27 protein-coding genes are annotated in these 26,897 nt (G+C 28.4%); all 27 read left to right on the forward strand.

Going from position 1 to position 26,897, the window contains the following annotated elements:
* The first annotated feature begins 172 nt into the window (after positions 1–172).
* The 27 genes from QU666_RS04775 to dtd all read left to right on the forward strand — a co-directional run bounded on the left by QU666_RS04775 (position 173) and on the right by dtd (position 26,880).
* On the forward strand, positions 173–1,060 hold the full coding sequence (locus tag QU666_RS04775) for an Imm49 family immunity protein (protein WP_232218454.1): 888 nt from the start codon (positions 173–175) through the stop codon (positions 1,058–1,060).
* A gap of 200 nt (positions 1,061–1,260) precedes the next feature.
* Positions 1,261–2,871 carry a cardiolipin synthase gene (cls, locus tag QU666_RS04780; RefSeq protein WP_021769386.1) on the forward strand — a complete coding sequence of 537 codons (1,611 nt, stop codon included), beginning with the start codon at positions 1,261–1,263 and terminating at the stop codon, positions 2,869–2,871.
* Between the two features lie 29 nt (positions 2,872–2,900).
* On the forward strand, positions 2,901–3,977 hold the full coding sequence (gene truB / locus QU666_RS04785; RefSeq protein WP_036071050.1) for a tRNA pseudouridine(55) synthase TruB: 1,077 nt from the start codon (positions 2,901–2,903) through the stop codon (positions 3,975–3,977).
* 32 nt (positions 3,978–4,009) lie between these two features.
* The gene (locus QU666_RS04790; protein WP_021769388.1) at positions 4,010–5,590 is read left to right on the forward strand and encodes a hypothetical protein; all 1,581 of its coding nucleotides are present in this window, start codon (positions 4,010–4,012) and stop codon (positions 5,588–5,590) included.
* Between the two features lie 65 nt (positions 5,591–5,655).
* Positions 5,656–6,225, forward strand: a complete 570-nt coding sequence (ruvC, locus tag QU666_RS04795; protein WP_021769389.1) for a crossover junction endodeoxyribonuclease RuvC — start codon at positions 5,656–5,658, stop codon at positions 6,223–6,225.
* A gap of 49 nt (positions 6,226–6,274) precedes the next feature.
* Complete coding sequence (locus QU666_RS04800) at positions 6,275–6,736, forward strand: tRNA (cytidine(34)-2'-O)-methyltransferase (RefSeq protein ID WP_036071052.1); 462 nt, start codon at positions 6,275–6,277, stop codon at positions 6,734–6,736.
* A 51-nt stretch (positions 6,737–6,787) separates the two neighbouring features.
* The gene (gene thyA, locus QU666_RS04805; protein ID WP_021769391.1) at positions 6,788–7,657 is read left to right on the forward strand and encodes a thymidylate synthase; all 870 of its coding nucleotides are present in this window, start codon (positions 6,788–6,790) and stop codon (positions 7,655–7,657) included.
* A gap of 116 nt (positions 7,658–7,773) precedes the next feature.
* A complete protein-coding gene (locus tag QU666_RS04810; RefSeq protein ID WP_021769392.1) occupies positions 7,774–8,295 on the forward strand; it encodes a dihydrofolate reductase in 522 nt (173 codons plus the stop codon).
* A 37-nt stretch (positions 8,296–8,332) separates the two neighbouring features.
* Positions 8,333–8,893 carry a TetR/AcrR family transcriptional regulator gene (locus QU666_RS04815; RefSeq protein WP_021769393.1) on the forward strand — a complete coding sequence of 187 codons (561 nt, stop codon included), beginning with the start codon at positions 8,333–8,335 and terminating at the stop codon, positions 8,891–8,893.
* A 138-nt stretch (positions 8,894–9,031) separates the two neighbouring features.
* Positions 9,032–9,706 carry a lysophospholipid acyltransferase family protein gene (locus QU666_RS04820; protein WP_036071055.1) on the forward strand — a complete coding sequence of 225 codons (675 nt, stop codon included), beginning with the start codon at positions 9,032–9,034 and terminating at the stop codon, positions 9,704–9,706.
* A gap of 52 nt (positions 9,707–9,758) precedes the next feature.
* Entirely contained in the window at positions 9,759–11,660 is a 1,902-nt protein-coding gene (gene metG / locus QU666_RS04825; protein WP_021769395.1) for a methionine--tRNA ligase, read from the forward strand.
* A gap of 93 nt (positions 11,661–11,753) precedes the next feature.
* On the forward strand, positions 11,754–13,142 hold the full coding sequence (locus QU666_RS04830; RefSeq protein ID WP_021769396.1) for a tetratricopeptide repeat protein: 1,389 nt from the start codon (positions 11,754–11,756) through the stop codon (positions 13,140–13,142).
* A 132-nt stretch (positions 13,143–13,274) separates the two neighbouring features.
* Positions 13,275–13,772, forward strand: a complete 498-nt coding sequence (locus QU666_RS04835; protein ID WP_021769397.1) for a TlpA disulfide reductase family protein — start codon at positions 13,275–13,277, stop codon at positions 13,770–13,772.
* A gap of 111 nt (positions 13,773–13,883) precedes the next feature.
* On the forward strand, positions 13,884–14,147 hold the full coding sequence (gene rpsO, locus QU666_RS04840) for a 30S ribosomal protein S15 (protein ID WP_021769398.1): 264 nt from the start codon (positions 13,884–13,886) through the stop codon (positions 14,145–14,147).
* Between the two features lie 73 nt (positions 14,148–14,220).
* On the forward strand, positions 14,221–15,084 hold the full coding sequence (locus QU666_RS04845; RefSeq protein ID WP_036071063.1) for a lysophospholipid acyltransferase family protein: 864 nt from the start codon (positions 14,221–14,223) through the stop codon (positions 15,082–15,084).
* 90 nt (positions 15,085–15,174) lie between these two features.
* Positions 15,175–15,576 (forward strand): hypothetical protein, encoded by a 402-nt coding sequence (locus QU666_RS04850; RefSeq protein WP_036071057.1) that lies wholly within the window; start codon positions 15,175–15,177, stop codon positions 15,574–15,576.
* 12 nt (positions 15,577–15,588) lie between these two features.
* A complete protein-coding gene (rny, locus tag QU666_RS04855; protein ID WP_021769401.1) occupies positions 15,589–17,163 on the forward strand; it encodes a ribonuclease Y in 1,575 nt (524 codons plus the stop codon).
* 205 nt (positions 17,164–17,368) lie between these two features.
* The gene (locus QU666_RS04860) at positions 17,369–18,148 is read left to right on the forward strand and encodes a TIGR00282 family metallophosphoesterase (RefSeq protein WP_021769402.1); all 780 of its coding nucleotides are present in this window, start codon (positions 17,369–17,371) and stop codon (positions 18,146–18,148) included.
* A 17-nt stretch (positions 18,149–18,165) separates the two neighbouring features.
* Complete coding sequence (gene prmA, locus QU666_RS04865; protein WP_021769403.1) at positions 18,166–19,089, forward strand: 50S ribosomal protein L11 methyltransferase; 924 nt, start codon at positions 18,166–18,168, stop codon at positions 19,087–19,089.
* A 121-nt stretch (positions 19,090–19,210) separates the two neighbouring features.
* On the forward strand, positions 19,211–19,876 hold the full coding sequence (cmk, locus tag QU666_RS04870; protein ID WP_021769404.1) for a (d)CMP kinase: 666 nt from the start codon (positions 19,211–19,213) through the stop codon (positions 19,874–19,876).
* Positions 19,877–20,201: 325 nt separating this feature from the next.
* Positions 20,202–20,483: an HU family DNA-binding protein gene (locus tag QU666_RS04875; protein ID WP_036072076.1), complete on the forward strand. Its 282-nt coding sequence runs from the start codon at positions 20,202–20,204 to the stop codon at positions 20,481–20,483.
* A 207-nt stretch (positions 20,484–20,690) separates the two neighbouring features.
* Positions 20,691–21,839 (forward strand): 3-deoxy-D-manno-octulosonic acid transferase, encoded by a 1,149-nt coding sequence (locus QU666_RS04880; protein WP_232218491.1) that lies wholly within the window; start codon positions 20,691–20,693, stop codon positions 21,837–21,839.
* Between the two features lie 62 nt (positions 21,840–21,901).
* The gene (trmB, locus tag QU666_RS04885; protein WP_021770318.1) at positions 21,902–22,735 is read left to right on the forward strand and encodes a tRNA (guanosine(46)-N7)-methyltransferase TrmB; all 834 of its coding nucleotides are present in this window, start codon (positions 21,902–21,904) and stop codon (positions 22,733–22,735) included.
* Between the two features lie 77 nt (positions 22,736–22,812).
* A complete protein-coding gene (locus QU666_RS04890; RefSeq protein WP_021770319.1) occupies positions 22,813–24,357 on the forward strand; it encodes a methyltransferase regulatory domain-containing protein in 1,545 nt (514 codons plus the stop codon).
* 304 nt (positions 24,358–24,661) lie between these two features.
* Positions 24,662–25,717: a mechanosensitive ion channel family protein gene (locus tag QU666_RS04895; RefSeq protein WP_021770320.1), complete on the forward strand. Its 1,056-nt coding sequence runs from the start codon at positions 24,662–24,664 to the stop codon at positions 25,715–25,717.
* A 44-nt stretch (positions 25,718–25,761) separates the two neighbouring features.
* Positions 25,762–26,412 (forward strand): MBL fold metallo-hydrolase, encoded by a 651-nt coding sequence (locus QU666_RS04900; protein WP_021770321.1) that lies wholly within the window; start codon positions 25,762–25,764, stop codon positions 26,410–26,412.
* Positions 26,413–26,439: 27 nt separating this feature from the next.
* Complete coding sequence (gene dtd / locus QU666_RS04905; protein WP_021770322.1) at positions 26,440–26,880, forward strand: D-aminoacyl-tRNA deacylase; 441 nt, start codon at positions 26,440–26,442, stop codon at positions 26,878–26,880.
* Positions 26,881–26,897 lie beyond the last annotated feature (17 nt).

The following is a 26,897-nucleotide window of genomic DNA, read 5'->3' on the forward strand; positions in this document are numbered from 1 at the left end:
TTTGTAATAAATTAGTTATTTAAATGGGGTTTAGTATAAGATATTTGATTTAAAATTAAAAGGTATCTTTGAAAATAAAAATAGGATGGATTGGTGTTGATAAAAATAATGAGGATTTAATATTTATACCTGTAGAAATACAAAATAAATAATAATGAGAAAGGAAAGAATTATGAAAAACATATTAGCAGGAGAGAAAAAATACGAAAAGGGAATTAGTTTAATTTCAAGTTTTTTAAGAAAAGAAGAAGATTTTGATAAAGATGAATTGAAATATATAGAAAATAAGAAAGGGGATCAATTTGCTTGTATGTGGACTTTATCTAATTATTATAATAAATTTTCTTCAATAGATTTAGTAATTGAAAAAAATATAAAAAAACACAGATTAAATTGCCATATAGGTGGAAAATTATTAATATTGGGTTGTAGTAGAAGTAATAGGCTGTTTACTCAAGCTTCTCAAATGTTTGAAATGTTTATGTCTAATAATCCAGATTTTATAACATTTTTCAAAAATAATATTGATATGATAATGCCTGATGATTATGATAGTAAAAAAAATAAATATGGCTATTTAAAAAATGATTATGGAACATTTTTCTTAATTCGTGTAATTCTTCATGCAATAAGAGGAGATTTTGAAGAAGTAAAAAAAAGATGTGCCGCATATTTGGAAAAACCATTGAAAGACAGTTATTATAAATACGGAGAACTGCATTATGAATTTTTAAAGGCTCTGGCAGAGAAAAATATTGATGGGATGAAAAAAGCGATAGATGGAATGATGGAACAGAAAGTGGCAAGAAAATTTTCAAATGATAATAATCCAAACTATGAATTTTACTTGCATGTATATGTCATAATATACGCCAAAATAGCATTATATCACGGAATAGACTTGGAAATTGACAATGAAGTAGCACCAAAAGAATTAATAGACATAACTCCGCTTGAAAAATATAAAGATCCGTATGATTTTATGAAAGATTTTGATTTAGCAACAGTAACTCCGAAAGAGTGGAAGGAATGGAAAAATAGCTGGAATTTAAATTTTTAATATAAGGAAATTAACTAATTAAATAAATTATGAACAGTTTTTTACATGAATTTATGTACTTTTTAATTTTAATTCGTTATGTCATGTTTTTAGAATTTGTTCAATAAGAATTATTGAAAATCTTTGTTAAAAGTGATAGAATTATAGATGTAATGTTAAAAGATAGATTAATTTAACAAATAAAAAATGAGGAGGATAATATGCTGCATGGACTGGCTATAATTATTTCAAGTTGGATAATTCCATTTGAAAGGCTACATTATTTGATAATTATTGTTTTGACAGTATCGGTACTGTTGTCGGATAAATCGCCGAATGCGATGCTTGCCTGGATTTTTACAATTTTTACATTTCCACTTGGTGGAGCGGTTTTGTATCTTTTGTTTGGGATTAACTGGAGAAGGAATAAGATAATTTCTAAGAAGATGAAGGGGGAAGAAAAAAAGCTGTATTCAAGGATTTTTAATTTTATGCAGCGGGACGTATCGGATATTTTTAGATCGCAGGACTTTTTTTATTATAATCGTCTTGAAAATGTGGATGGAAACACAGCTAAAATGACTGAAGCAGAAATAAAAGCTACAATACGGAATCAGATTGATACAATGATAAAAAATATTAATTTAGGCAGTCAGCAAAGTGAACTTGTAAAAATGCTGTATGAGGCTGAAGGTACTTTTTTGACCAATAATGATTCGTATAAATTGTTTTTTCATGGAAAAGAGGCATTTGATTCGATTATTTGTGATATAGAAAATGCAAAAAGTACGATTTATATGGAATATTTTATTTGGAAGGCTGATGAACTTGGGGAAAGAATAAAAAATGCACTTTTGAAAAAGGCTAAGGAAGGAGTTAAAATAAAACTTCTTTTTGATGGAGTAGGAACTTGGAAATTGCCTAGAAAATATAAAAAAGAACTTAGAAACGCTGGAATTGAGATAAGATGGTTTTTAGATGTTAAATTTTTTATTTCCAAGATGAACTATCGAAATCATAGAAAAATAGCTTTGATTGACAATAATATAGTGCATACTGGCGGCATGAATGTAGGGCAGGAATATATAGACGGTGGAAAGAGATTTGACAGCTGGAGGGATACGAATATTCGGATTACAGGAGAAATAATTGGGCAGCATCTAGCAATTTTTGTTACAGATTGGCTAAACAGCGGTGGAAAAGACGATTTTATTGAAGATATAAAAAAAGAGGCAGTTCACGAACTGGAAGAGCAAAAACCGATAGATAAGCAAGAAAAACTGGAATATCTGATGCAGGTTTCCTCAAGCGGGCCTGACACCGAATGGACAACTTTGAAATATCTGTATTCTAAAATGATTGCAACGGCGAAGGAGGAAGTGCTGATTCAAAGTCCTTATTTTGTTCCCGACACTGATTTGATTTCACAGTTAAAGATGGCGGCTCTTTCGGGAGTAAAAATAAAGATAATGGTTACAGGAGTGCCGGATAAGAAAATGCCTTACTGGATAGCAGAAACTTATTTTGCGGAATTAATTGAAGCAGGCATTGAAATTTACCGTTATACAGCGGGATTTTTACACAGTAAAAATATTATTGTGGATGAAAAAATATCAACACTTGGAACATGCAACTTTGATATGCGGAGCTTTGAAATAAATTACGAAGTAAACTCGGTATTTTATAATCAAGAAATCAGCAGAGATTTAAAGGGACAGTTCATAGAAGATTTGGAAGTGTGTGAAAGGTTTGACGAGATAAGGCTGAAAAAGGTTACTTTTTTTAAACGTCTAAGAAATTCTGTGTTTAAGCTGATTTCACCGATAATGTAAGCAGTATGGCGGGTATAGGAAGGAGTAAAATGGAGAAGAATTTTACAAAGGATGGACTGATACTTTTAAATAAAAGTAAAGGGATAAGTTCGTTTGGGGCGATAAATCATCTGAAAAGAGTGATAAAGGCCAAAAAAGTTGGACATGCTGGAACCCTTGACCCAATGGCCGAGGGACTTATGATTGTTATGATTAATGATGCCACAAAATTTTCCGACAGTTTGATGAAAAAAGATAAGGAATATTATGTGGAAATGGAACTTGGCTATAAGACAGATACTTATGATTCAGAAGGGACAGTTGTTGAAAAATATACTTCTGAAATTAATATAAGTGATTCTGAAATAATACAGGCTGTAAACAGTTTTAAAGGCAAGATAAAGCAAATTCCTCCAATGTATTCCGCAATAAAAATTGACGGGAAGAAGCTTTATGATTTGGCAAGAAAAGGGATTGAAGTGGAAAGAGCCGAAAGGAATGTAGAAATATCAGAAATTAGAGAAATAAAGGTAATGCGTCCAGATAAAAATTCAGAAAATGCTCAAAATATTAAAATTTCATTTTATGCAAAAGTTAGTAGTGGTACCTATATCCGTTCATTAGTTTATGATATTGGAGAAAAATTGGGAGTTTTTGCCACAATGACAAGACTTGTGAGAACTAAAATTGGAAGATTTGAGATTGAAGATGCGATTACTTTGGAAAAGGCTAAAGCTGAAATTGATAAATTGAAGAATCTTATGGAAGGAAAAACAGAAAATGAGTCTTTCTGGGCTACAAAAAGTGATTCAGATACAAGGGCTGAAAAAATTCGGGAAATTGTTTGTTTTGTAGAAATAGAGTATGTGCTGGACTATTACGGAATAAATGTTTCAAATGTGAAGTATGGAAAGCTAAAAAATGGGATGACAGTAATTGACACGTTTAAAAAATTTGAAAATATAAGCAAAGAAGCCAGTAAAGGGGCAAATGTAAGAGAAAATCAGAAATTTAAGATATATGTGAGAAATAAGAACACAAATGTAAGAGAATTTAAGGGAATTGTGAAAATTGTAAGTATTCGGGGGGATAGGATTTATTTAAAAAGGGATAAATATTTTTTGTAATGTTCAGAACTGAGAAGTGGTGATAATAATATATGAAGAAGTCAAATAAATATGTATTTGATATTGAAGTTTTTCCAAATTATTTTTGTGTTGTGTTAAAAAAATTAAATGATGATAAAATCCTGATTATTGACTCAGATAATTTTAACCGTCAGAAAAAACTTTTTTACGATATAGTTTCTAAAAATGTGCTAATTTCCTATGCAGGACACGGATTTGATGATATTGTAATTAATAATCTTTTAAAATATAGAAATACAAATGTAAACAGGAAAAAATTAAATAATGAATTAAAAATAATAAGGAACATGCCAAAGGATGAGTATAAGAATGAAAACCATGAGTTTTACTCGTATGACTTGGCTTATGAATATAATTTGAATCTAGGTGTAAAAGGATTTGAGTTTAATTGTGGGGATAATATTGAGGAACAGGATTTTGCCAATTTTAATTACGTAATTAAAAAAAATATATATGATGAAATTGTGGATAAAGTGATTGACTATTGCCTGCAGGATGTACTGGCAACAGAAAAAATGTACAATTTTATAATAAAAGAAAAAAGTAACTGGGATGAAAAGGAAAATCTTTTAAATATAATTACAAATGGAAGTTACAGTAACAATATGAAGCTTAAAAAGAAAATAAAATATTTAAATTATAATAATGATAAATTAATAACTTTGCTTTTACATGGTGAAACTTCTTCTTCCAGTCAGCCAAAAATAAATTATTCAGTTAAAATGAAAATGAATGACTATAATAATTATTTGCAGGAAAAAGTTTACAAATTATCAATAAAAAAAGACTATTTATACGAATGGCTCATTGACAATAAACTTTTTTCTGGAAAAGATAAAAAAATAATAAAGAAGATACCAGAAGAACTTTTATTAAAGTCTTCATTTTCAAAAGATATACTAAATAGATACAGGACAAGTATTGTAAAACGGATAAAAAGAGTTTTCACAAAAGAAAATATAGATGTAATTGCAACATCAGAAAATAATATTTTTATAACAAATGTAAATGATGAAATTTTAAATAAAATAAAAATTCAAATAAATGAGAAGTATAACAATATTTTTGATATAACTGATGTAGATAATTTTTTGAAAAATAAAAATTCCATTTTGTATAAAATAAAGGATAAAGTAAAGGGAACAAATGAATATCGCTACAATAAGCTGATTATGCCAAAAAATCATATATGGATAGCAGAAGTGCTTAAATTATATTTTTGGGAAAAAAAAGATGTGATGACGGCTGTAGAGGAAATTTTTATAAAAAATCCAGATATATTTTTTATGTATGCATCGGTTTACGAAGATATTTACGCTTGTGATAAAAACGGAGAAATGATGTTTGAAAGCAAGGAAGTCCTTGATAAATTTAGAAAATACCGATTATATTTTGCTACAACTGGAATGAACAAAGTAGTTATTCAAAAACAAGAAAAATATTATGAAAAATACGGATTTGGTGATATAAACAGTAGTCTTTATAAAGTAAAAAAGGTCGAAACGAGTGTAGATGAATTTGACAATTATGCTGATATTGATTTGAACAGTTATGTGGATTATGCCAAAAATTATATAGAAAAAAATTTTTAGTGAAATTTGCATACATCCGTTGAGTATGATATAATAAAAAACACAATATTTAGACTAGGAGAAATATGAGAATTTTGGGGATAGATCCTGGTACAGCGATAGTGGGATATGCCATTGTAGATTATGAAAATGGAAAATATACGCCACTTGATTATGGCTGTATTTTTACGGATAAAGATGAAGATATGCCAATAAGGTTAGAAAAAATTTATGATGGATTGGAAAATATAATAAAATTATGGAAACCGACTGATATGGCTATCGAGGACTTATTTTTCTTTAAAAATCAAAAAACAGTAATAAAAGTTGGACAGGCTCGTGGAGTCATAACTTTAGTAGGGCAGAAAAATAAATTGAATTTATACAGTTACACTCCGCTTCAAGTAAAAATGGGAATTGCAAGTTATGGTAGAGCTGAAAAAAAACAAATTCAGGAAATGGTAAAATTAATATTAAAATTGGAAGAAATTCCAAAGCCTGATGATGCCGCAGATGCACTTGCCATAGCAATTACCCACATTAATTCAAAAATAGGATTTGGTGGTTTTGATAGAGGAGATAACATTACCAAAAAATTAAATAAAATCACTTCTAATCGAATAAAACTGGAAGATTACAAAAAATTGATGAAATAAATAGATTTGTATGGTAAAATAAACTTAAATAGAAAGAATGGTAGATAAAATGAACATAGTTCTATTAAATCCAGAAATTCACGTAAATACAGGAAATATAGGAAGAACTTGCGTCTTAACAAACACAAAATTACATTTAATAAAACCTCTCGGTTTTGAACTGGATGATAAGAAAATAAAGCGTGCAGGACTAGACTACTGGAAAGATGTACAGCTTTTCGTATGGGAAAACTGGGAACACTTCTGGCAGGAAAACATCGAAAACAGTAATGCAAAAATCTATTTTGCAACAACAAAAACAAAACAAAGATACACAGACGTAAAATTCAATGACAGCGATTATATAATGTTTGGGCCTGAATCACGTGGAATACCAGAAGAAATATTAAATAAATATAAGGAAAATAATATTACAATCCCAATGCTTCCGCTTGGACGTTCGCTGAATTTGTCCAATGCTGTGGCGATTGTTCTGTTTGAGGCTTTAAGACAGAATGGTTTTGAATATTAATTTAAGTCTTATAAAATTAAAATAGGTAAGAAAAATAGAATTGGAGAGAAAATGAAACAATATCTGGATATGGTTAAGTATGTGCTTGACAATGGAATAAAAAAAGAAAATAGGACAGGAGTTGATACAATTTCTACTTTTGCTTATTCATATAAAGTAGATTTAAGCGAGGGTTATCCTCTTTTAACAACAAAAAAAATGTATTTTAACTCGATGTTGTACGAGCTGTTCTGGTATTTATCGGGAGAAGAGCATATTAAAAACTTGCGAAAAAAGACGAAAATATGGGATGCTTGGGCGGATGAGGAAGGAAGACTCGAAACAGCTTATGGAAGATTCTGGAGAAGGTATCCAGTGCCTGAAATTTCATTAGATGGAGAAGTTTTTGCTGATGAAAATAATCCTTGGGTAACTAGAGAAGAAAATGGACAGCTTGTATTTGACCAGATTCAGTATATTATTGACACTTTGAAGGAAATGAAAACAAATCCTAATCACAAAAATGGAAGAAGAATGATAGTTTTGGCTTGGAATCCAGGGAATGCAACAATTAGTAAATTGCCACCATGCCATTATACTTTTGCGTTTAATGTTCTTGGTAATAAACTTAACTGCCATTTGACTCAAAGAAGCGGAGATATTGCACTTGGGATACCATTTAATCTGGCTTGTTACTCATTGCTTACAATGATGATTGCAAAAGAATGTGGATATGAAGTTGGAGAATTTGCTCACACAATAATTGATGCTCACATTTATGAAAATCACATTGAAGGTCTAAAGGAGCAATTGACGAGAGAAACGTTAAAACTTCCAAAAATAAAGATTGCAGATAAGCCATTTAATGAATTGACATTTGAGGATATTACGTTAGAAGATTATGAAAGCCATCCTGTAATTAAATTTGAAGTTGCGGTTTAATCAAAAATTTATACTAAAACTTCTTTAAAACCTAAGTGGAAATCAAATTAAATTCTTATTTGGATTTTAGAGTAGTTTTAGTATAAAAAATAAGATACAGCAGAAAGGTGATGTTTATGTTTAGCTTAATAGTCGCTGTTGGGAAAAATAATGAAATTGGGAAAAATAATCAGCTTTTGTGGCATATTCCTGAAGATTTGAAAAACTTTAAGAAAATAACAACAGGAAAGACTGTTATTATGGGAAGAAATACTTATAAAAGCATAGGTAGGGCTTTACCAAATCGAACAAATATAGTTTTATCTAGGGATTTTTTTAAAACAGATGAGAAATTTAAAGAAGATAAAAAAAAATATGAAAATGAAACTACGAAGCTGGAGTTTTATGATGATTTTCAAAAAGTTATTGAAAATTATAAAGATTTTACAGAAGAGATTTTTATTATTGGCGGAGGGGAGATTTACAAAAAATCTCTTGAAATGGGAATTATAAAAAGGATTTATATGAGCCATATTGATTTTTCTGATACTGAGGCAGATGCTTATTTTCCAGAAATAGAGTTGGATAAATGGGTAACTTTGACAGAAGAAAACTATGATGGCTGGAAATTTTGCATTTATGAAAAAATTAATGTATAAAAATTATAAACAAATGGAAATCTGAAAAGGAGAAAATATGTCTAGGCTTAAATTTACGAAGGAAGTAGTGATTGAGGCGGGATATGAATTGATGAAAAAAGAGGGGTTTCAAAATATTAGTGTCAGGAAAATTGCTAATTACTTGAAATGTTCAACAGCACCGATTTATTTTAATTTTAGTACAGTTGATGAATTAAAGGAAGAAATTATAAATGTGTGTAAAGAGAAATTAAAAAAATATTTATATGGAAATTATTCTGAAAGAAAAATATTGAGTGGTGCGATTGGTTTTGCAATTTTTGCAAGAGAAGAAAAGGAATTATTTAGGACAATTTTTTTAGATACAACAGAAAGATTTGAAAAACTTTATGAAGAAACGTTAAATGAACTTTTGACAAAACAAAATTTATTGGAAAGTTTTCCAGCGTTGGAGGAAGAAGAAGCCAAAAAAGCTGTAAATAAAATATGGTACTTTTTATTTGGTTATGCAACTTTGCTTTGTACAAGACTTGATGATAATTATAGAAAAAATGAAACTAACGAAGTGATAGAAAGTAAAATTTCAGAAATAGCAAAACATTTTAAAATGCAAATATAAAAATGTTATTTCAAATAATCTTTAAATAAATTTTTAAGAATCTAAAAATATTAAGAAAAGTTATGATTATTTTACTCAATCCTAAACTATGAATTTATTAAGGGATTTGAGTATTATTTAAAAATAATGGGAGAAAAAATGAATAAATATAAATTTTTAGGTGCAATTCTTCACAGTGTATATAGAATACTTAGTTTTATGACACGAAAGGAATATTTTTATGCGGATGGAGTAGAAATGAATAGTCCAAATATTATCGTTTTCTGGCATAGAAAAATTTTTACAGTGTGTAATGCCACCAGAATTATTAAGAAAAAAGCCTCTATTGTAAGTGCGTCAAAAGATGGTGAGATATTGGCTGAACTTCTTAAAAGAGAGTGTAATGAGCTTATTCGAGGATCCTCGAATAGAGATAACATAAAAAGTTTAAAAGAAGCTATGAAATATGCTAAAAAAGATTATACACTTGGAATTGCGATAGACGGACCAAGAGGACCTATTTTTGAGCCTAAGGCAGGGGCAATTTTTATAGCACAGAAAACAGGAATGCCAATCGTTCCAGTCAGTTCCTATTGCAGTAAAAAGTGGATTTTTAAGAATATGTGGGACAAACTTGAAATACCTGTTCCATTTTCTAGATGTGTTCATTATGTTGCAGAGCCATTTTACTTAACAAAGGAAACAACTTTAGAAGAGTCAATAAAATTAGTAAAAGAAAAAATACATCAGGCTGGAAATAAGGCATTTGAAATTTACAGTGAAAAATATAACAAAAATAAGAATATTGAATTTAATGAAGAAAGTTTTAAATAAAAAGATAAGTTTTTAGATATTGATAAATTATAAAATTAGAGGGAGGAAAAATATGTCAAAAGCATTTTACATAACAACGCCAATTTACTATCCTAATGCGGCACCACACGTGGGAACAGCGTATACAACAATAATTTGTGATATGGTAGCGAGATATAAAAGATTAACAGGATATGATGTTAAGTTTTTGACTGGAGTGGACGAGCATGGACAAAAAATTCAAGAAGCAGCAGAAAAAAATGGATATACACCTCAACAATGGGTGGATAAAATGTCATCAAATTTTACAACTTTGTGGGAAAAATTAAATATTTCAAATACTGATTTTATGAGAACTACTCAAGAAAGGCATATTAACAGTGTCAGGGAAATTGTAAAAAAAGTCAATGAGAATGGAGATATTTACAAAGGTGAATACTGGGGTAAATATTGCGTTTCAGAAGAAACTTTTGTTCCTGAAAATCAATTAGTTGATGGAAAATATATGGGAAAAGAAGTTATTGATGTGAAGGAAATTTCATACTTTTTCAGGTTGTCAAAATATGAAGATGCATTATTAAAGTATATTGAAGAGAATCCTAAATTTATCAAGCCAGAAGGTAAAAAAAATGAAGTTATCGCATTTATAAAGCAAGGATTGCAGGATTTATCAATTTCAAGAACGACTTTTAATTGGGGAATACCATTAGAGCTGGAAAAAGGGCATGTAATTTATGTCTGGTTTGACGCTTTGACAAATTATTTGACTGGAGCGGGATTTGCTAAAGACCCTGAAGAATTTGCAAATGTCTGGACAAAAGGCACAGTAAATCATGTTGTTGGAAAAGATATTTTGAGATTCCATGCTATTATTTGGCCTGCGATGCTTATGTCAGCTGGAATAAAGTTGCCTAATACGATTGCAGCACATGGCTGGTGGACTGTAGAAGGTGAAAAAATGTCAAAATCACTTGGAAATGTTGTTAATCCAGAGGAAGAAGTTGAAAAATACGGATTGGATGCTTTTAGATATTATCTGATGAGAGAGGCGACTTTTGGGCAGGATGCCGATTATTCTAAAAAGGCAATGGTTCAGAGAATAAATGCCGATTTGGCAAACGACTTGGGAAATTTACTTAATAGAACGATTGGAATGCAAAAGAAATATTTTAACTCAGAAGTTGTGTTAAATGAAGTTGAAGAAAGTTTTGATATTGAAGTTAAGGAATTGTGGCAAAGTACATTGACTGATTTAGATAAACATATAAATAATTATCAATTTTCTGAAGGACTAAAAGACATTTGGAAATTTATTTCAAGGATGAATAAATATATTGATGAGTGTGAGCCTTGGAAACTTTCAAAGGACGAAAGCCAAAAAGACAGGCTATCAACTGTTATGTATAACTTAGTTGATTCACTTTACAAAATTGCAGTGCTGATTTCGCCATTTATGCCAGAAACTGCACAAAAAATGATAAATCAGCTAGGACTTGACAAGGATGTGACAAAATTACATCTGGACGACATAAAAGAATGGAAAAGCTATCCTACTGGAAATAAATTGAATGAAGCAGTTCCATTGTTCCCAAGAATTGAGCTGGAAGAGGAACCTAGAAAAGACTATAACGAAAACTTGAAAATTGAAAATCCAATTACAATAGAGGATTTTAATAAAATTGAAATAAAAGTTGTTCAAATTGAAAAAGTAGAGAAAATTGAAAATGCAAATAAATTGTTAAAATTCATTGTAAATACGGGGAAAGATAAGAGACAGATTATTTCTGGGATTGCAAAATGGTATCCAAATGAGCAGGAATTAGTTGGAAAAAAAGCACAGGCTGTATTAAATCTAAATCCAGTTGAGTTAAAAGGTGAATTGTCACAAGGAATGCTTTTAACAACTACAGAAAAGAAAAAAACAAAATTGGTAGTTATAAATGATGAGGTAAAAATTGGAACAACTGTAAAATAAACAGTTTGAGTATGAATCTGAATTTGTAAACTAAAAAAAGAACAAAAAAGCGGGGGAAACAATTTTTAAACGAATAGGAAATGTGATAAAAATATGAAAAAATGGATAAATATATTATTTGTGTTATTGTTTTCAGTATCTTGCTCAAAAACTGATACAGGTTATGATGCACTTGAAAAAAGTCTTATTGGAATTTTAGAAAAAAAAGACTACGAACATATAATGAAAAATATGAATGAATCAGCAAAATTAGGAAATGAAGATATTTACGGACTTGCCTACACTTATCTTGCTGAAAATGGAACAATGTTTTTTAATAGATATATGAAAAAAAGCAAAGGGATTGCCGAATATTATCAGGCACTTTTATTGCAGCAGACTAACGGAGATGAGACTCAAATTCTAGATTTACTTGAAAGTGCAACAAAGCAGGGGAATATAAAAGCGTATTATATGATTGGAAATATTTACGAAAATAAACTGGAGTTTACAAAAGCACAGGAATATTTAAAAAAAGGTAAAGATGCTGGAGAAATTTATGCTCTTTATTCTTATGAATATAATAAAAATATGATGAATTTTTATAAGCGTATAGAAGAATTAAATAAAAAGTTAAATGAGGGAACGATTTCGACCGAAGAAAAAAAGGAATTAGGAACATTAGTTTTAGAAAAAGTTTCAAATCCTGAAAAAGCATACGACATCCTAAAAGATTTTCTGTCTGAAAATTATTCACCAGCACTTTATGCAAAAGCAAAACTTTTGGAAAATGACGATAAGGAAGAAGAAGCAGTACAAATTTATAATCAGGTATTTTCACAAAATAAATATTATTTAGCAGCATTTGAGCTAGCATCTAGGCTTGTAAAAGGCGAAAAGAACTATGATCTGGCATTAAAAATACTAGATGATACAAATTCTGATGAAGTTCTTATTTTAGGGTATAAAGGATTTATTTATGAAAATTTAAAAGATTTTACAAAAGCCGAAGAATTTTACCAGAGAGCTGCAAATAAAAACGACATTGATTCAATGAACTATCTGGGACGTTTATACGAAACTCAAAAGGAAATAAAAAAAGCTAGAAATATTTACAATAAGGCATATTCGCTGGGTTCAATTTCTGCAGGTTATAAACTTGCTTATATCTTGGAAGATATGGAAACAAGTAAGAATCCTGCAAAAGCTGAAGAAGTAGGAATAAAACAAAGTAAAGAAGCAAAAAAAATACTTGAAAGACTTGCAAATAGCGGTGATGATTATTCAATGGTTGATTTAAGTCTTTACTATCCTGAAACTGATAAAATGGTAAGAATTTTGAATTTAAAAGCTGCTGCAAAGCTTAATACGACAGCTTTTTATAATTTGGGAGTTTATTATTATAACAAAAAGAACAAGCAGAAATCAAAATTCTATTTCAAAGTTGCAAAGGAAAATGGCTATGATATTGGAGAAATTTTTGATGCTTATTTAACAAATTAAAAAATAGATTCAGAAGTTATTTCAATATTATCTTTTAGCTTAGGTAAATTATAGGAAATTCTAATAAATATAGTGTATACTTGTATAGTAAAATGTTGTTTTGAACAACAAAAAATAAATTAAGGAGAAAAAATGAAAAAAATAATTGTAATGATGTCTTTGCTTCTACTATTTGTAGTATCTTGTGGAAGTTCAAAGGAATTTAGTATTGATGTGGATGGAAAAGGAAAAGTACCTAATTTTGAATTAAAGGACTTAAATGGTAAAACAATTGATAGTGGAAAAATACTGAATAATGGTAAAAAAACATTATTCATTGTAGCGGCTGAATGGTGTCCTCATTGTAAAGAAGAAATGCCAGAAGTACAAAAATTTTATGATGCAAATAAAGATAAAGTAAATGTTGTAGTCGTGTTCACAAATAATCAATCAAGCCTTGGAAAGGTTCAAACTTATGTAAAAAATAATCAATATACATTCCCAATATATTATGATGAAAGTGGTGCAATTGCAAGAGGATTTAATGTTACAGGATTTCCATTTAATGTAAAAATAAATAATGAAAAAGTTGAGGAAACTCTTGAGTTACCTGTAGATTTTGATTCATTAACAGCTAGTTTTGCAAAATAAATTCTTTACAAAAAAAGAAATATGTGATAGAATAACACTTGAATTTATACTATGAATATAAGTTTGCCGCTATATTCTTGGTTTAAATAATAATTATTAGGAGGAAATACAATGGCATTAAAACCAAAAAAAGAAATTATTGAAGCATTCGGTAAGAACGCACAAGATACAGGATCTGCTGAAGTCCAAGTAGCATTGATTACAGACAGAATCAACCATTTAACAGCTCACTTGAAAACACATCCTAAAGATGTACACTCAAGAGTAGGATTATTAAAAATGGTTGGTAAAAGAAGAAGATTATTAAACTACATTAAAAATAGAAACGTAGACGATTACAGAGAATTAATCGGAAAACTAGGAATTAGAAAATAGTAATTAAGATAAAAGAGCGTATTTTATGTATGCTCTTTTTTTAAAAATAAATTTTAAGGAGTTTAAAAATAAAATGGAATATAAAGTAAGTGAGAAAATAACAGGATTTTTTGTTGTTTTATTAAAAAAAGTTTTGTCAATTTTTTCTCTTAAAATGAGATATAAAATTTTTGAAAATTTTGGAATAATTGCCTATTATGCTATAAAAAAACGACGATTACTTGCTATAGATAATATAAAAAATGCTTTTCCTGAAAAAAATGAGAAAGAAATAGAAAGAATTGCGAAAGAATCCTATAAAACAATGGGAAAAATGATTATGACTTCCATTTTTTTGGAGGAAATTACACAGAATGGCAATACAGTTGTGGAAAATGATGAGATTATGAAACAGGCTTGTGAGAATAATGAAAAGGCTGTATTAATAGTGTCACTTCACTTAGGTGGATTTGAAGCTGGAAGTAAGATGAGAAATATTAGAAAGTTTTATGCAGTATTTAGAAATCAGAAAAATAGAAAAATCAATGATTTGATGACCAAATGGCGTGAAAAAGGAGGGCTTAATTCATTACCATTACATGATAGTGATGCACTAAGAAGTGCAATAAATGAAAAATCGATCATTGCACTGGCTTCAGATCACTATGGAAAAGATGTGAATGTAACTTTTTTTGGAAGAGAAACGACTGGTGTAGCAGGACCTGTGTTACTTTCAATTAAACATAAGATACCCATAGTATTAGCTTATGCTATATTTGATGGAGATGTAATTCATGTCAAGAATAAAAAAATTATTGAAATTGAAAAACAAGCAAAATTGAAGGAAACAATGCAGTATAATATGCAAAAAATTTACCATGAATTTGAAGAAATCATTAGAGAATATCCAGAGCAGTATATGTGGCAGCATAATAGATGGAGAAATAAGAAAAAATAAAGCGAAAAAAAGCAAAAATTTTATTTTTTCTAACTTGAATATGTGGAAAAATTGTGATAAAATTAAATGACGAAGTTTTTGGAGGAAAATATGAAAAAATATTTATGTCTATTTATTTTGTTAATTCTTACAAGCTGTACTAGTTTAACTGCTTCTACTAACAAAATGTCTCGTGCAGAAACAAATGTTATTAGTACTGAGATAATGAAAGTTACTGAAGATTTGAAAGAAGCTGCCAGCTTAAATGAATATGATAAATTAAAAGAAATTTTTTTACCTACATTTAAAAATAATATTATTGTAAAAAAAATGCAAGAATACGATCTTTCGGGATTGACATTTGTTTTTTCTGATGTAAATGTCGTATCAAATAATAAGGCAAATAGCCTAATGGTAATTAATTTTGCAACAGAAAGTAATTATTATAAATTAACTTGGAAGAAAACAGATGGTAATACTTGGAAGATTTCAAATGTAGCTGAAAAAAAATAAGAAGGGAGAAAAATGCACATATCAATAACTATTCTGTTGATTGTTATTTTTTCTTTTTTGACTTTTTTTATAGCTTATTTTTTTGGAAGTTCAATATTTAAGAAAAAATATGGAGAACTAAGCGAACTGGAATTAAAAATCATTGATGCTAAAAGAAGACTTGAGACATCAAAAAAAGAAGTTGAAAGAGAAATTGAATCGTTTAGGAAAGAAGAAACATTAAAGGTAAAAGAAGAATTATTAAATGAGAAAAAAATAGCAGATGACGAGATAAAAAAAATGAAATCAGAACTTGCTACAAAAGAAGAAAGAATTGCAAAAAAAGAAGAAACATTAGAAACGAAAATGGAACGTCTAGAAGAGAAAGAAGCAAAAGCAGAAAAATATCGTGAAAAATTATCTCGCAAAGAAAAAGAATTAGACGAAATGATTGCAAATGAAGAAAAAGAACTTGAAAGAATTTCTGAACTTACTCAGGAAGATGCTAGAAAAATCATTTTAACTAAACTTGAAAATGAGCTGGATCATGATAAAGCTGTATTAATAAGAGACTATGAATATAATCTTGATAGAGAAAAAGATAGAATTTCTAAAAGAATTATTTCTACTGCAATTGGTAAGGCAGCATCGGATTATGTGGTTGATTCAACAATTTCTGTTATTCAACTTCCAAGTGAGGAAATGAAAGGTAGAATCATTGGGCGTGAAGGGCGAAATATTAGAGCCATAGAAGCAGCAACAGGAGTTGACTTAATAATTGATGATACACCTGAAGCAGTTGTTTTATCATCATTTGATGGTGTTAGAAGAGAAGTTGCAAGAATCGCACTTGAAAAACTGATTTCAGATGGACGTATTCACCCAACAAAAATAGAGGAAGTTGTAGCAAAAGCACAGCATGAAGTAGATGAAAGCATATTGGATGCAGCAGAACAGGCAATTCTTGAAGTTGGAATTCCAACATTGCCACGGGAAGTATTAAAAGTATTTGGGCGTTTAAAATTCAGAACATCTTTTGGGCAAAATATTTTACAGCATTCAATAGAAGTTGCACATATAGCGGCAGCTCTTGCAGCAGAAATAGGAGCAAATGTAGATATAGCCAAAAGAGCAGCATTACTGCATGATATTGGAAAAGCTTTTTCACACGAGCAGGAAGGCTCTCACGCCTTAAACGGTGGAGAGTTTTTAAGAAAATTTTCAAAAGAAAGTGAAATTGTAATAAATGCTGTAGAAGCTCACCATAATGAAGTTGAGCAGTTAAGCATAGAAGCTGTGTTAGTACAAGCAGCCGATTCTATTTCAGCATCAAGACCAGGAGCAAGACGTGAAACATTATCAAATTATTTAAAACGTCTGGAACAATTAGAAGAAATTGCTAATAGCCATGAAGGAATTGAAAGTTCGTATGCGATTCAGGCTGGTAGGGAACTAAGATTAATTGTTCATCCAGATAATATTGATGATGATAAAGCTACGATACTTGCTAGAGATGTAGCAAAAGAAATTGAAGAAAAGATGCAATATCCAGGACAGATAAAAGTTACGGTTATTAGAGAAACTAGAGCTGTAGAATATGCAAAATAAATAAAAACTAATTAAAAAGAGAGCTTATCCGTTAAAAATATCTTTGAGATAATTTTTATTCTGGGGGGCTCTTTTTATAATAAAATAAGCTTAAAATTGAAAAATTAAAATATAGAAAAAATAAATTAAGAAAAACTATAAAAAAATGATAATATGTAGTATAATAAATATTAGATAAATTTGAGACGCAAAGGGATGATTTTACATGAAATTTTTAATAATTGGTGATATTGTCGGTAAACCAGGCAGAACTACATTGTTTAAATACTTGGAAAAACGAAGACAAAATTATGACTTTATCATTGTAAATGGAGAAAATTCAGCTGGTGGATTTGGAATAAATGTAAAGATTGCAAAGGAAATGTTTGAGCGAGGAGCAGATGTTATCACTCTTGGAAATCATAGCTGGGATAAAAGGGAAATTTACGCTTATATCAATGAGCAAAAAAATCTGATTAGACCAATAAATTATACGAAGGAAGCACCAGGAAACGGTTATACAATTGTTCAAAAAAATGGAGTGAAAGTGGCAGTTATAAATGCACAATGCAAAGTATTCATGCCTCCGATTGCTTGCCCATTTTTGGCAGTAGAGGAAGTTTTACCAAAGATTAAGGAAGAAACGGATATCATTATTCTTGATTTTCATGGAGAAGCTACTTCAGAAAAGCAGGCAATGGGTTGGAATTTGTCTGGAAAAGTGTCGGCAGTGTACGGAACACACACACATACACAGACAGCAGATGAGAGAATTTTACCTGGAGGAACTGCCTATATTTCAGATATAGGGATGACTGGAGGACATGATGGTATTCTAGGAATGAATAGAAGGGAAAGTATACAAAGATTTAAGGATGGAATGCCAACAAGATACTCTGTATGTGAAGAAAATTTAAGAATTAATGGTATTGAACTGGAAGTAAATGAAAAGACTGGCAAGGCAGTATCAATTAAACGTTTAAATATGGGATATGACGAAATATAAAAAAGGAAAATAAAAAAATGAAATGGATAAAAGTAAAAGTAGATTATTTTTCAGATAATTTAGAAGAAACGAAGACAAAATTAGTAAATATGTTTGATGAAATTGGAATTAAACAGATAGAAGTTATTGATTATTTTTCTGAAAATGTACTTGATTATAATGCTAATTTCTCTCTAAAAAATGAGGTTTGGAGTATTATTGGATACATTGTTGACAATAGATTTGCAAATACAAAATTAAATATTATTTTTAATAATTTAAACGAATTTCAGAACTCAGATGCAGAGTTTATGTATGAAATTTATACAGCTAAATGTAATGACGAAGACTGGCAAGATGAGTGGAAAAAATATTTTCACACTGTAAACATAACTGACAATATTGTTATAAAACCAAGTTGGGATAAGTATGAACCAGAAAATAATGAAATTGTAATTGAAATTGATCCAGGTCTTGCTTTTGGGACAGGTACACATGAAACGACATCTTTGTGTGTGGAGTTTTTGGAAAAATATTGCAAAAGTAAAAAGAAATTACTGGATATAGGGTGTGGCTCAGGTATTTTAATGTTAATTGGGAAAAAATTAGGTGTGAACAAAGTTGTTGGAATTGATATTGATGAAAAAGTTCGAGATGTGGTTTTGGAAAATTTTTCTAAAAATGATATAAATGATAATTTTGAAGTGATAATTGGAAATTTGGTAGATGATGTCAGTGAAAAATATGATTTAGTTGTGTCAAATATTTTGGTGGATGTTTTGGAAAAATTGCTTGAAGATATAGAAAAAACTCTAGAAAAAGGTGCAACTGTTATTTTTTCTGGAATTTTGAGCGAAAAAGAAGAGACATTTGTGAAAAAGGCTGAGAATTATAATTTAGAACAAATTGACAGAAAAGAAAAAAATAACTGGGTGTCACTTGTTTTTAAATATAAAAACTAATTGATTTAAAGTTGAAAAATCTCGTTATTTTTGTGAAATAGTCAAAATTTTCAATTTTAAAATAATTAAAATGTAAAAATAGAAAATGGAATAAAAATAATAAAATAGAAAGTAGGAAAATATGATAATTGCTATTGATGGTCCTGCTGGAAGCGGAAAAAGTACCATCGCAAAATTGATTGCAGAGGATCTGGGACTTGTTTATCTTGATACAGGGGCAATGTATAGGCTTGTTACGTTAAAGGCTTTAAATGATGGGATTTTGGGTAATTTAGACAAAATTATAAAAATGCTGGATAATTTGAACATTGACATTAAGGAAAATGGCTTTTATCTGGATGATATTGATGTGAGTGAGGAAATTAGAAAGCCTGTTGTTTCGGAAAATGTATCTGATATTGCGGTGATACGTGAGGTTCGTGAGAAAATGGTGGATTTACAGAGAAAATTTTCAGAATCAAAAAATGTTATTCTGGATGGACGCGATATTGGGACAGTTGTTTTTCCAAATGCAGATGTAAAAATATTTTTGGTGGCAGATGCGAAGGAAAGATCAAATAGACGATACAAGGAACTTGTTGCAAAAGGCGAAAATGTTAGAATTGAAGAAATTTATGAAAATATTTTGAAAAGGGACGAAATTGACTCTACAAGAAAAGAAAGTCCATTAAAAAAGGCGGATAACGCAATTGAAGTGGATACAACTTCTAAAAATATTGAGGAAGTAAAAAATGAAATTTTGAATATAGTAAGAAAAAAAATTAACAGTATTGAAGTTAAAAAATAACATCAATTTTTAGTTTTAAATTATATTTTAAGTAAATAAGTTTAGAAAATTAATTATTCGAATACTTAATTTGTATTTTTATAAAAATTATTATACGATAATATAAATTTAATTCAAAAACAAAAACTTATTTTATCCATATATATAATTTTTTTAAGTATAAAAATTAGCATAATTTGTATTTTTTTTAAATTAGAAAATCCATAGAAATGTAAAAAAATAGAAAAAAATGAAAAATTTTAAAAAAAACACTAGACAAATATTTAAAATAGTGTATAATAGTCTAGTAATTTGCAAGAAGAAAAAAATTGGAGGTTTGATTAATATGTCAAAAAAAGAATTTGTAGATGCTTACGCAAAAGCAACTGGAGAAACTAAAAAAAGATCTGAAGAATTGGTAAACCAATTTTTAGAAACAGTTGAAAAAACTTTATTAAAAGGAGATTCAGTTCAATTTGTTGGATGGGGAACATTTGAAGTAAAGAAAAGAGCAGCAAGAACAGGAATTAACCCACAAACTAAAAAAGAAATTAAAATACCTGCAAAAAAAGTTGTTAAGTTTAAAGTAGGTAAAAAATTAGCTGACAGCGTAGCAGAAGGAAAATAATTTTTACTTCACAAACTAATGGAAAGGCTATTTCTAAATGAAAAATCATTAAGAGATAGTCTTTTTGCATAAAATATAAAATTTACAGATAGGAAAAATATGATTTTATATAATTTATTAAGAGTTTTGTTATATTTTATAATAATGATTTTATCAATTTTCAATAAAAAACTATTAAATTTTTTTAAAACACGTCTGTTTCAGAAAATGGAAAATAACAATTTCCTAAACAATAATGAAAAAGCAATACTTGTTCATTTCTCATCAGTTGGAGAATTTAATTTATCAAAAGAATTAATTGAAAAAATATTACAAGCCAGGAAAGGTGAGAAAAATCAAAAGGTGATACTTTCTGTTATGACGGATACTGGATTTTCTGCAGTTAGTAAAATATATTCTGAAGATAAAAATGTAAAAATATTTTATTTTCCACTTGATGATTTTTTTGCAATGAAAAAAATTTATAAAAAATATAAAATAGAAAAAACAATAGTTGTGGAAACTGAAATTTGGCCAAATTTGTATTATTTCGCTCAAAAAAATGGTCAATTATTTATCGTAAATGGAAGGCTGACTGAAAAGAAATTGAAGTCGTATTTAAAATTTGGATGGCTTATAAGAAAAACATTAAATTGTGCTACGAAAATAATGGTCCAAAGTATTCCAGACAAGGAAAGATATGAAAGGCTGGGAATTGATAAAAATAAAATTAAAGTTTACAAGAATTTAAAATATTCAATTAAATATAATAAAATTTCTAACGAACAGAAAAAATATTATTTGGATACAATTATAGATAAAAATAAGAAAGTAATCGTGTGTGGAAGTACGCGTCCTAATGAGGAAAAAATCTGGCTCGAGGTCTTTAAGATGATAAATATTGATAATGAATATCAATTAGTGCTAGTTCCTAGACATCTGGAGAGACTTGGCGAAATTGAGAATATTATTTTAGAAAAGTTTTCAAAAGATGATTATTCATTAATTACACAAATTGAAAAAGAAAAAATAAATTTTAAAACTCAAGATTGGAAAAAAATAATTGTAGTTGATAAAATGGGAGTCTTGACAGATTTTTATCAGCTAGCAGATTTTGTTTTTGTTGGCGGGACACTTGTTGACATTGGAGGGCATTCTATTCTAGAGCCGTTGTATTATGGGAAAAAGCCAATTATTGGTGAATATTTTCAGAATATAGAAGAAATAGTAAAAGACGCCAAAGAACTAGGATTTGTGGGAATTGTAAAAAATAAAGATGAAATTATTGAATATTTGAAAAAATCTGAAAATATTGACACAAGAGAGTTTTTTGAAAAAAATAATGAAATTGATAAAATATTGAACGAAATATATTAGTTAAATTGCAAAAAAAAATTTAAAAATTATAAAAATAAAAGTTTAAGGAAAGTAATTAAAAAATGGAAAATAAAATTAAAGTTATAGGAAAAAATGGACAAAAAATTGAAATAACAGAAGCTGAAAAGAAAAAGAGAGAAAATATAAAAAAAGTAAATGATGAATTCAAAAAAATAAATGCAGAAAAAAGCAAAATTATAAATGAACAGGAAATTTGGAAATATTTTTTTGAAAAGCCAAAAAAAAATTATAACAAATATATGTGTGAAATGCTTGAATTTCCTGAGTATTTGATGTACAATAATACAGATGTAGATAAATATTGTGGAAAATGGAATGAATTTTTTGGAAATAATAATGATATTTATCTTGAAATTGGCTGTGGAAGTGGTAATTTTACTGTACAGAATGCAGAGAAATTTAAAGATAGAAACTATATTGCATTAGAATTACGATTTAAACGGCTTGTTCTTGGAGCAAAAAAGTCTAAAAAAAGAAAGTTAAAAAATATTCTTTTTGTCAGAAAAAGAGGAGAAACGATACTAGATTTTGTTGGTAAAAATGAAATTTCGGGTGTATATATTAATTTCCCTGATCCTTGGGAAGGTGAAGAGAAAAAAAGAGTTATAAATGAGGAATTATTTTCTAAATTAGATGTTATTTTAAAAATAGACGGAAAGTTATTTTTTAAAACAGATCACGAAAAGTATTATGAGGATGTTTTGGAATTAGTAAAAACACTTGAAAATTATGAAATTGTTTACCATACACGTGATTTACATAATTCAGAGAAAGTAAATGAGAATATTAAAACAGAATTCGAACAAATGTTTTTGAGTAAACATAATATGAATATTAAATATATTGAAATAAAAAAATTAAATAATAAATATTGAAAGGAGAGATAATAAGAAAATGGTTTGAAAAACAGAAATAGAAAACTGTACCTCAAATTATTCTTATTGTAAAAATTATGGAAAATAAAAATACATATAACGAACTGCTTTACAAATCTAATCCATTTAATTATACTATTCCAGCGTTACTAGAAGCATATGGACGTTTATATGGATTGACGCCAAAAGATTCAAGAAAAGCGAGGGTTTTGGAATTAGGATCATCATTTGGTGGAAATATTATAACACAAGCACTTTATAATCCAGAATCTGAATATATTGGTATTGATTTGACAGCAGAACAAGTAAAAAAAGGAAATGAAGTAATTGAAAAAATTGGTTTGAAAAATGTAAAATTAATTGAAAAAAACATTTTAGACATAAATGAAGAGTTTGGGAAATTTGATTATATCATTGTTCATGGTGTATTTTCTTGGGTTCCTGAAAATGTAAAGGAAAAAATTCTGAAAATATGTAATGAAAATCTTACAGAAGAAGGAATTGCATATATTTCTTACAATACATATCCTGGATGGAAAGAACCTGATAAAATACGTGAAATGATGCTTTATGCAAATAAATATTTTCCAGAAGTTGCACTTGGAGATAAAAATCAACGTGGAAAAGCATTTATTTCAATTGTAGCAGATCAGATGAAAAGTTATAACGACATCTCTGAAAAAAAAGGAGATTTTATTAGACAAATTGAAGAAATTCTAAATATGCAAGATTATTATGTGGCTCATGAATATCTTGAAGATTTTAACAAGCCAATGTATTTACATGAATTTGTGGATTTAGTAAGAAAAGAAAATTTGGAATATATATCAGATGTTGCGTTAAGACTCTCAATCGCAAGTGTTTATAATGATAGTACAGTCCAAAAACTGCAACAACTTTCACAAGGAGATCATGTTATAAAAGAGCAATGTCTTGACTATATACTTGATACTAAATTTAGAAGATCTTTAATTTGTAAAAAAAGCCAAGCGGAAAAACTTAATTTTACTGAAAGTTTTCCAAACGAGATATTAGATTCATTCTTTTTCACATTAAAATATTCAGAAGGAGAATTGGAAACAATAAATGAAGAAAATATAAAAGCTATTATGTTAGAATTAGTAAAAAACCCTAATAAAAGTTTTAGAGTTCAAGATGGAATGACAATATGGAAAAATTTAAAAACACAAGATAAAAGTGAAGAAAATAAAGAAAAAGAAATTATTGCAAACTTGAGAAAATTTATTTTGAACAGTATGATTAATGGTAAAATAAAATTTTATTGTTCTGAAAATGAAACTGTGCTTTATGAAGAAAACAAAGTTTATATACCAGAAACATTTAGAAATTATTTGAGAACTCTTATTGTCGGAGAAGGAGTCAATATAGTTGGAATAGCAAATTCTAGAAATGAAATTATAAGTGATTTAAACGATGTTGATGTAATAGTTGCTGATATTTTATCAGAACCAAAACCAGAATCAGAAATTTTGAAAGAATTATCAAAAACACCTATTTATAGAACGACAATGGATGGGAAAAAAACAGAAATTGAGGCTTCAGAATACTTACCTGAAAGTATAAAGAAACTTGAATTTATAGGATATTTTACAAAAAAATAAAATAATAAGATGTGATAAGTGTAAAGAATGCTTGTCACATTTTTTATTTACAAAATGTAGTATTTGATATATTTTTTACATTATTGAAATTATTATATTTTTTCATAGACAGAATAAAAAAAACATGATATAATAAAAAGCCTGTGAAAAATTTAAGTGATTTCATTGAATATTCAAAATATACTCAAATTTTTTTAACTTATACTGTATATAAGCTTTTTTAAATCATAAATAACAGTATTTAGTGATAATTTTTGAGTTTGATTTTAAAATGGATTTAATCTAGAACTAAAAAGGAGAAACTATGAAGGAATTACAAAAATTTTTAGAATGGGATAATACAATTAAGTTTTTGAAAACAAATCTGTTTAAACTATTTATAATTTATTTAATTATAAAAATAGGAAAGGTATTTAAAAATAGAGTTGAAAAAATACTAAAAATTATATTAGAGAAAGCGAATACAGACAAAAGTCTTGCTTCTTTTTTGATTTCAATTTATTCTATTTTGTATTATTTTATTTTAATTTATGTTTCAATAGGAATTCTTGGTATAAATGCAACTTCTATTACGACTTTTTTAGGAGCAACTGGAATTGTGTTAGGGATTGCGTTTAAAGAAACTTTAGGGAATTTCTGCGGTGGACTTATAATTTTGACATTTAAGCCATTTAAGGTGGGAGATACAATCGAATATAACAATTATCTTGGTACAGTAAAGAAAATTGAATTGTTTTATACAAAAATGTTAAATCCACAAAATGAACTTGTAATTATACCCAACGGAATAATTACAAATACTGAAATCAGAAATATTAAGCAAAATGGAGAACGTAGACTGGATTTGAGAATCGGAGTTTCCTACAACAGTGATATTCAAAAAGTAAAAAAAATTTTAGAACAAATTATTAATATGGAAACAATGGATGAGATTCAAGAAACTGAGAGCAGAAAAAACTTATTAATAAAATTACAAAATAGCATATTGGAAACAAAGGAAAAGACTAAAATAAATCTTTTTTCAACAATTTTTTCAAGGAAAAAAATGCAAGAAGCTGAAAAAGAAGCAAGTAAAAATTCTAATGATCAAGTTGATGATGAAATGGAAGATTTAGAAAGTACAGTAATAGGACAAAATGTTTATAACAATGATGAAAAATTGATTTTAGCTTCCAAAAAACCAGTAATAGGTGTTGGGGAATTGGGAGAATCAGCCATAATTTTTTATGTATATGTTTACACAAGGAGTGAAAATTATTTAACATTAAAATTGAAATTAAACGAAATAATAAAAATTGAATTTGATAAAGAAGGTATTGAAATACCGTATCCGCAAATGGATGTACACATGATTAAATAAAATATTGATTTATAAAAAAAATTACGGATAACTAAGGAGAGACGATGGAGATAAGAAGATTTTTGAATGACAATGCAGCACAAAGTAACTGTTATGTGATTTCTTATGAAAATGACTGTTATATTGTAGATCCTGGGGAAGAAAAAATGACACAAGTTATTGACTATATCAAGGATAATAGCTTAAATTTATTGGCAATTCTTTTAACTCATGGACATTGGGATCACATTCTAGGAATCCCTTCTGTATTGGAATATAAGAAAGTTCCAATTTATATAAGTGAAGGTGGGTATGAATTTTTGTTTAATCCAGAATTGTCGCTATTGGCATGGAGGGAAGGAGAATTTGAGTTAAGCAGTGATGCTCAGATTATAACTTTGAAAGAGAATGATAAATTAGGGAAAAATGGGAAAGTAACTGAAGAAAATGTTAACAATGGACTTTTTAATTTTGAGATAATCGAAACTCCAGGGCATAGTAGAGGGGATATTTGCTATTATGATAAAGCTAACAAAGTGTTAATTTCTGGAGATACAATGTTTGCTGGAACTTATGGGAGAGTAGATTTACCTACAAGTGATCCAATTCAAATGGGAAAATCGTTAAAAAAATTATTAGCATTAGATGAAGATGTGAAGGTTTATCCTGGTCATTCTTTTGATACTACAATTGGTGTAGAAAAAAGATACTATTAAATTTAAAGATATGGAATTAAGGAAAAAATGAAAATAATAATTCAAAGAGTAAATTATGCAAAAATATTTGTGAATGATAAATTTAAAGGAGAAATTAATAAGGGAATAGTTGCATATGTGGGAGTTTCCAATAAAGATTCTGAAAAAGATATTGATTTTTGTATTGATAAATTACTGAATCTAAGAATTTTTAATGATGAAAATGACAAAATGAATTTGTCAGTGAAGGATATAAATGGAGAATTATTGGTTGTAAGTAATTTTACGATTTATGGAAATACAAAAAAAGGGAGAAGACCAAGCTATACTGATTCAGCACCAGCTGAAAAAGCAGAAAAAATTTATAATCAATTTATTCAAAAGTTAGAACAAATAGGTGTTAAATTTGAAACAGGGGAGTTTAGGCAACATATGAAAATTATTTCTGAAAATGATGGACCTGTAAATTTGATAATTGATTCAAAATAAAAATTGAGAAGGGAGAA

Source organism: Leptotrichia sp. HMT-225, from assembly GCF_030644325.1.
Taxonomy (GTDB): domain Bacteria; phylum Fusobacteriota; class Fusobacteriia; order Fusobacteriales; family Leptotrichiaceae; genus Leptotrichia; species Leptotrichia massiliensis.

Excerpts from the sequence above, each read along its gene's own strand:
- QU666_RS04835 (WP_021769397.1), top strand. The coding sequence starts at position 13,275 with ATGAAAAAAATAATTGTAATGATGTCTTTGCTTCTACTATTTGTAGTA.
- rpsO (WP_021769398.1), top strand. The coding sequence starts at position 13,884 with ATGGCATTAAAACCAAAAAAAGAAATTATTGAAGCATTCGGTAAGAAC.
- QU666_RS04775 (WP_232218454.1), top strand. The coding sequence starts at position 173 with ATGAAAAACATATTAGCAGGAGAGAAAAAATACGAAAAGGGAATTAGT.
- QU666_RS04820 (WP_036071055.1), top strand. The coding sequence starts at position 9,032 with ATGAATAAATATAAATTTTTAGGTGCAATTCTTCACAGTGTATATAGA.
- cls (WP_021769386.1), top strand. The coding sequence starts at position 1,261 with ATGCTGCATGGACTGGCTATAATTATTTCAAGTTGGATAATTCCATTT.
- QU666_RS04815 (WP_021769393.1), top strand. The coding sequence starts at position 8,333 with ATGTCTAGGCTTAAATTTACGAAGGAAGTAGTGATTGAGGCGGGATAT.
- thyA (WP_021769391.1), top strand. The coding sequence starts at position 6,788 with ATGAAACAATATCTGGATATGGTTAAGTATGTGCTTGACAATGGAATA.
- trmB (WP_021770318.1), top strand. The coding sequence starts at position 21,902 with ATGGAAAATAAAATTAAAGTTATAGGAAAAAATGGACAAAAAATTGAA.
- QU666_RS04900 (WP_021770321.1), top strand. The coding sequence starts at position 25,762 with ATGGAGATAAGAAGATTTTTGAATGACAATGCAGCACAAAGTAACTGT.
- ruvC (WP_021769389.1), top strand. The coding sequence starts at position 5,656 with ATGAGAATTTTGGGGATAGATCCTGGTACAGCGATAGTGGGATATGCC.
- rny (WP_021769401.1), top strand. The coding sequence starts at position 15,589 with ATGCACATATCAATAACTATTCTGTTGATTGTTATTTTTTCTTTTTTG.
- QU666_RS04880 (WP_232218491.1), top strand. The coding sequence starts at position 20,691 with ATGGAAAATAACAATTTCCTAAACAATAATGAAAAAGCAATACTTGTT.
- truB (WP_036071050.1), top strand. The coding sequence starts at position 2,901 with ATGGAGAAGAATTTTACAAAGGATGGACTGATACTTTTAAATAAAAGT.
- QU666_RS04890 (WP_021770319.1), top strand. The coding sequence starts at position 22,813 with ATGGAAAATAAAAATACATATAACGAACTGCTTTACAAATCTAATCCA.
- dtd (WP_021770322.1), top strand. The coding sequence starts at position 26,440 with ATGAAAATAATAATTCAAAGAGTAAATTATGCAAAAATATTTGTGAAT.
- QU666_RS04860 (WP_021769402.1), top strand. The coding sequence starts at position 17,369 with ATGAAATTTTTAATAATTGGTGATATTGTCGGTAAACCAGGCAGAACT.
- QU666_RS04830 (WP_021769396.1), top strand. The coding sequence starts at position 11,754 with ATGAAAAAATGGATAAATATATTATTTGTGTTATTGTTTTCAGTATCT.
- cmk (WP_021769404.1), top strand. The coding sequence starts at position 19,211 with ATGATAATTGCTATTGATGGTCCTGCTGGAAGCGGAAAAAGTACCATC.
- prmA (WP_021769403.1), top strand. The coding sequence starts at position 18,166 with ATGAAATGGATAAAAGTAAAAGTAGATTATTTTTCAGATAATTTAGAA.
- QU666_RS04895 (WP_021770320.1), top strand. The coding sequence starts at position 24,662 with ATGAAGGAATTACAAAAATTTTTAGAATGGGATAATACAATTAAGTTT.
- QU666_RS04875 (WP_036072076.1), top strand. The coding sequence starts at position 20,202 with ATGTCAAAAAAAGAATTTGTAGATGCTTACGCAAAAGCAACTGGAGAA.
- QU666_RS04845 (WP_036071063.1), top strand. The coding sequence starts at position 14,221 with ATGGAATATAAAGTAAGTGAGAAAATAACAGGATTTTTTGTTGTTTTA.
- metG (WP_021769395.1), top strand. The coding sequence starts at position 9,759 with ATGTCAAAAGCATTTTACATAACAACGCCAATTTACTATCCTAATGCG.
- QU666_RS04800 (WP_036071052.1), top strand. The coding sequence starts at position 6,275 with ATGAACATAGTTCTATTAAATCCAGAAATTCACGTAAATACAGGAAAT.
- QU666_RS04850 (WP_036071057.1), top strand. The coding sequence starts at position 15,175 with ATGAAAAAATATTTATGTCTATTTATTTTGTTAATTCTTACAAGCTGT.
- QU666_RS04810 (WP_021769392.1), top strand. The coding sequence starts at position 7,774 with ATGTTTAGCTTAATAGTCGCTGTTGGGAAAAATAATGAAATTGGGAAA.
- QU666_RS04790 (WP_021769388.1), top strand. The coding sequence starts at position 4,010 with ATGAAGAAGTCAAATAAATATGTATTTGATATTGAAGTTTTTCCAAAT.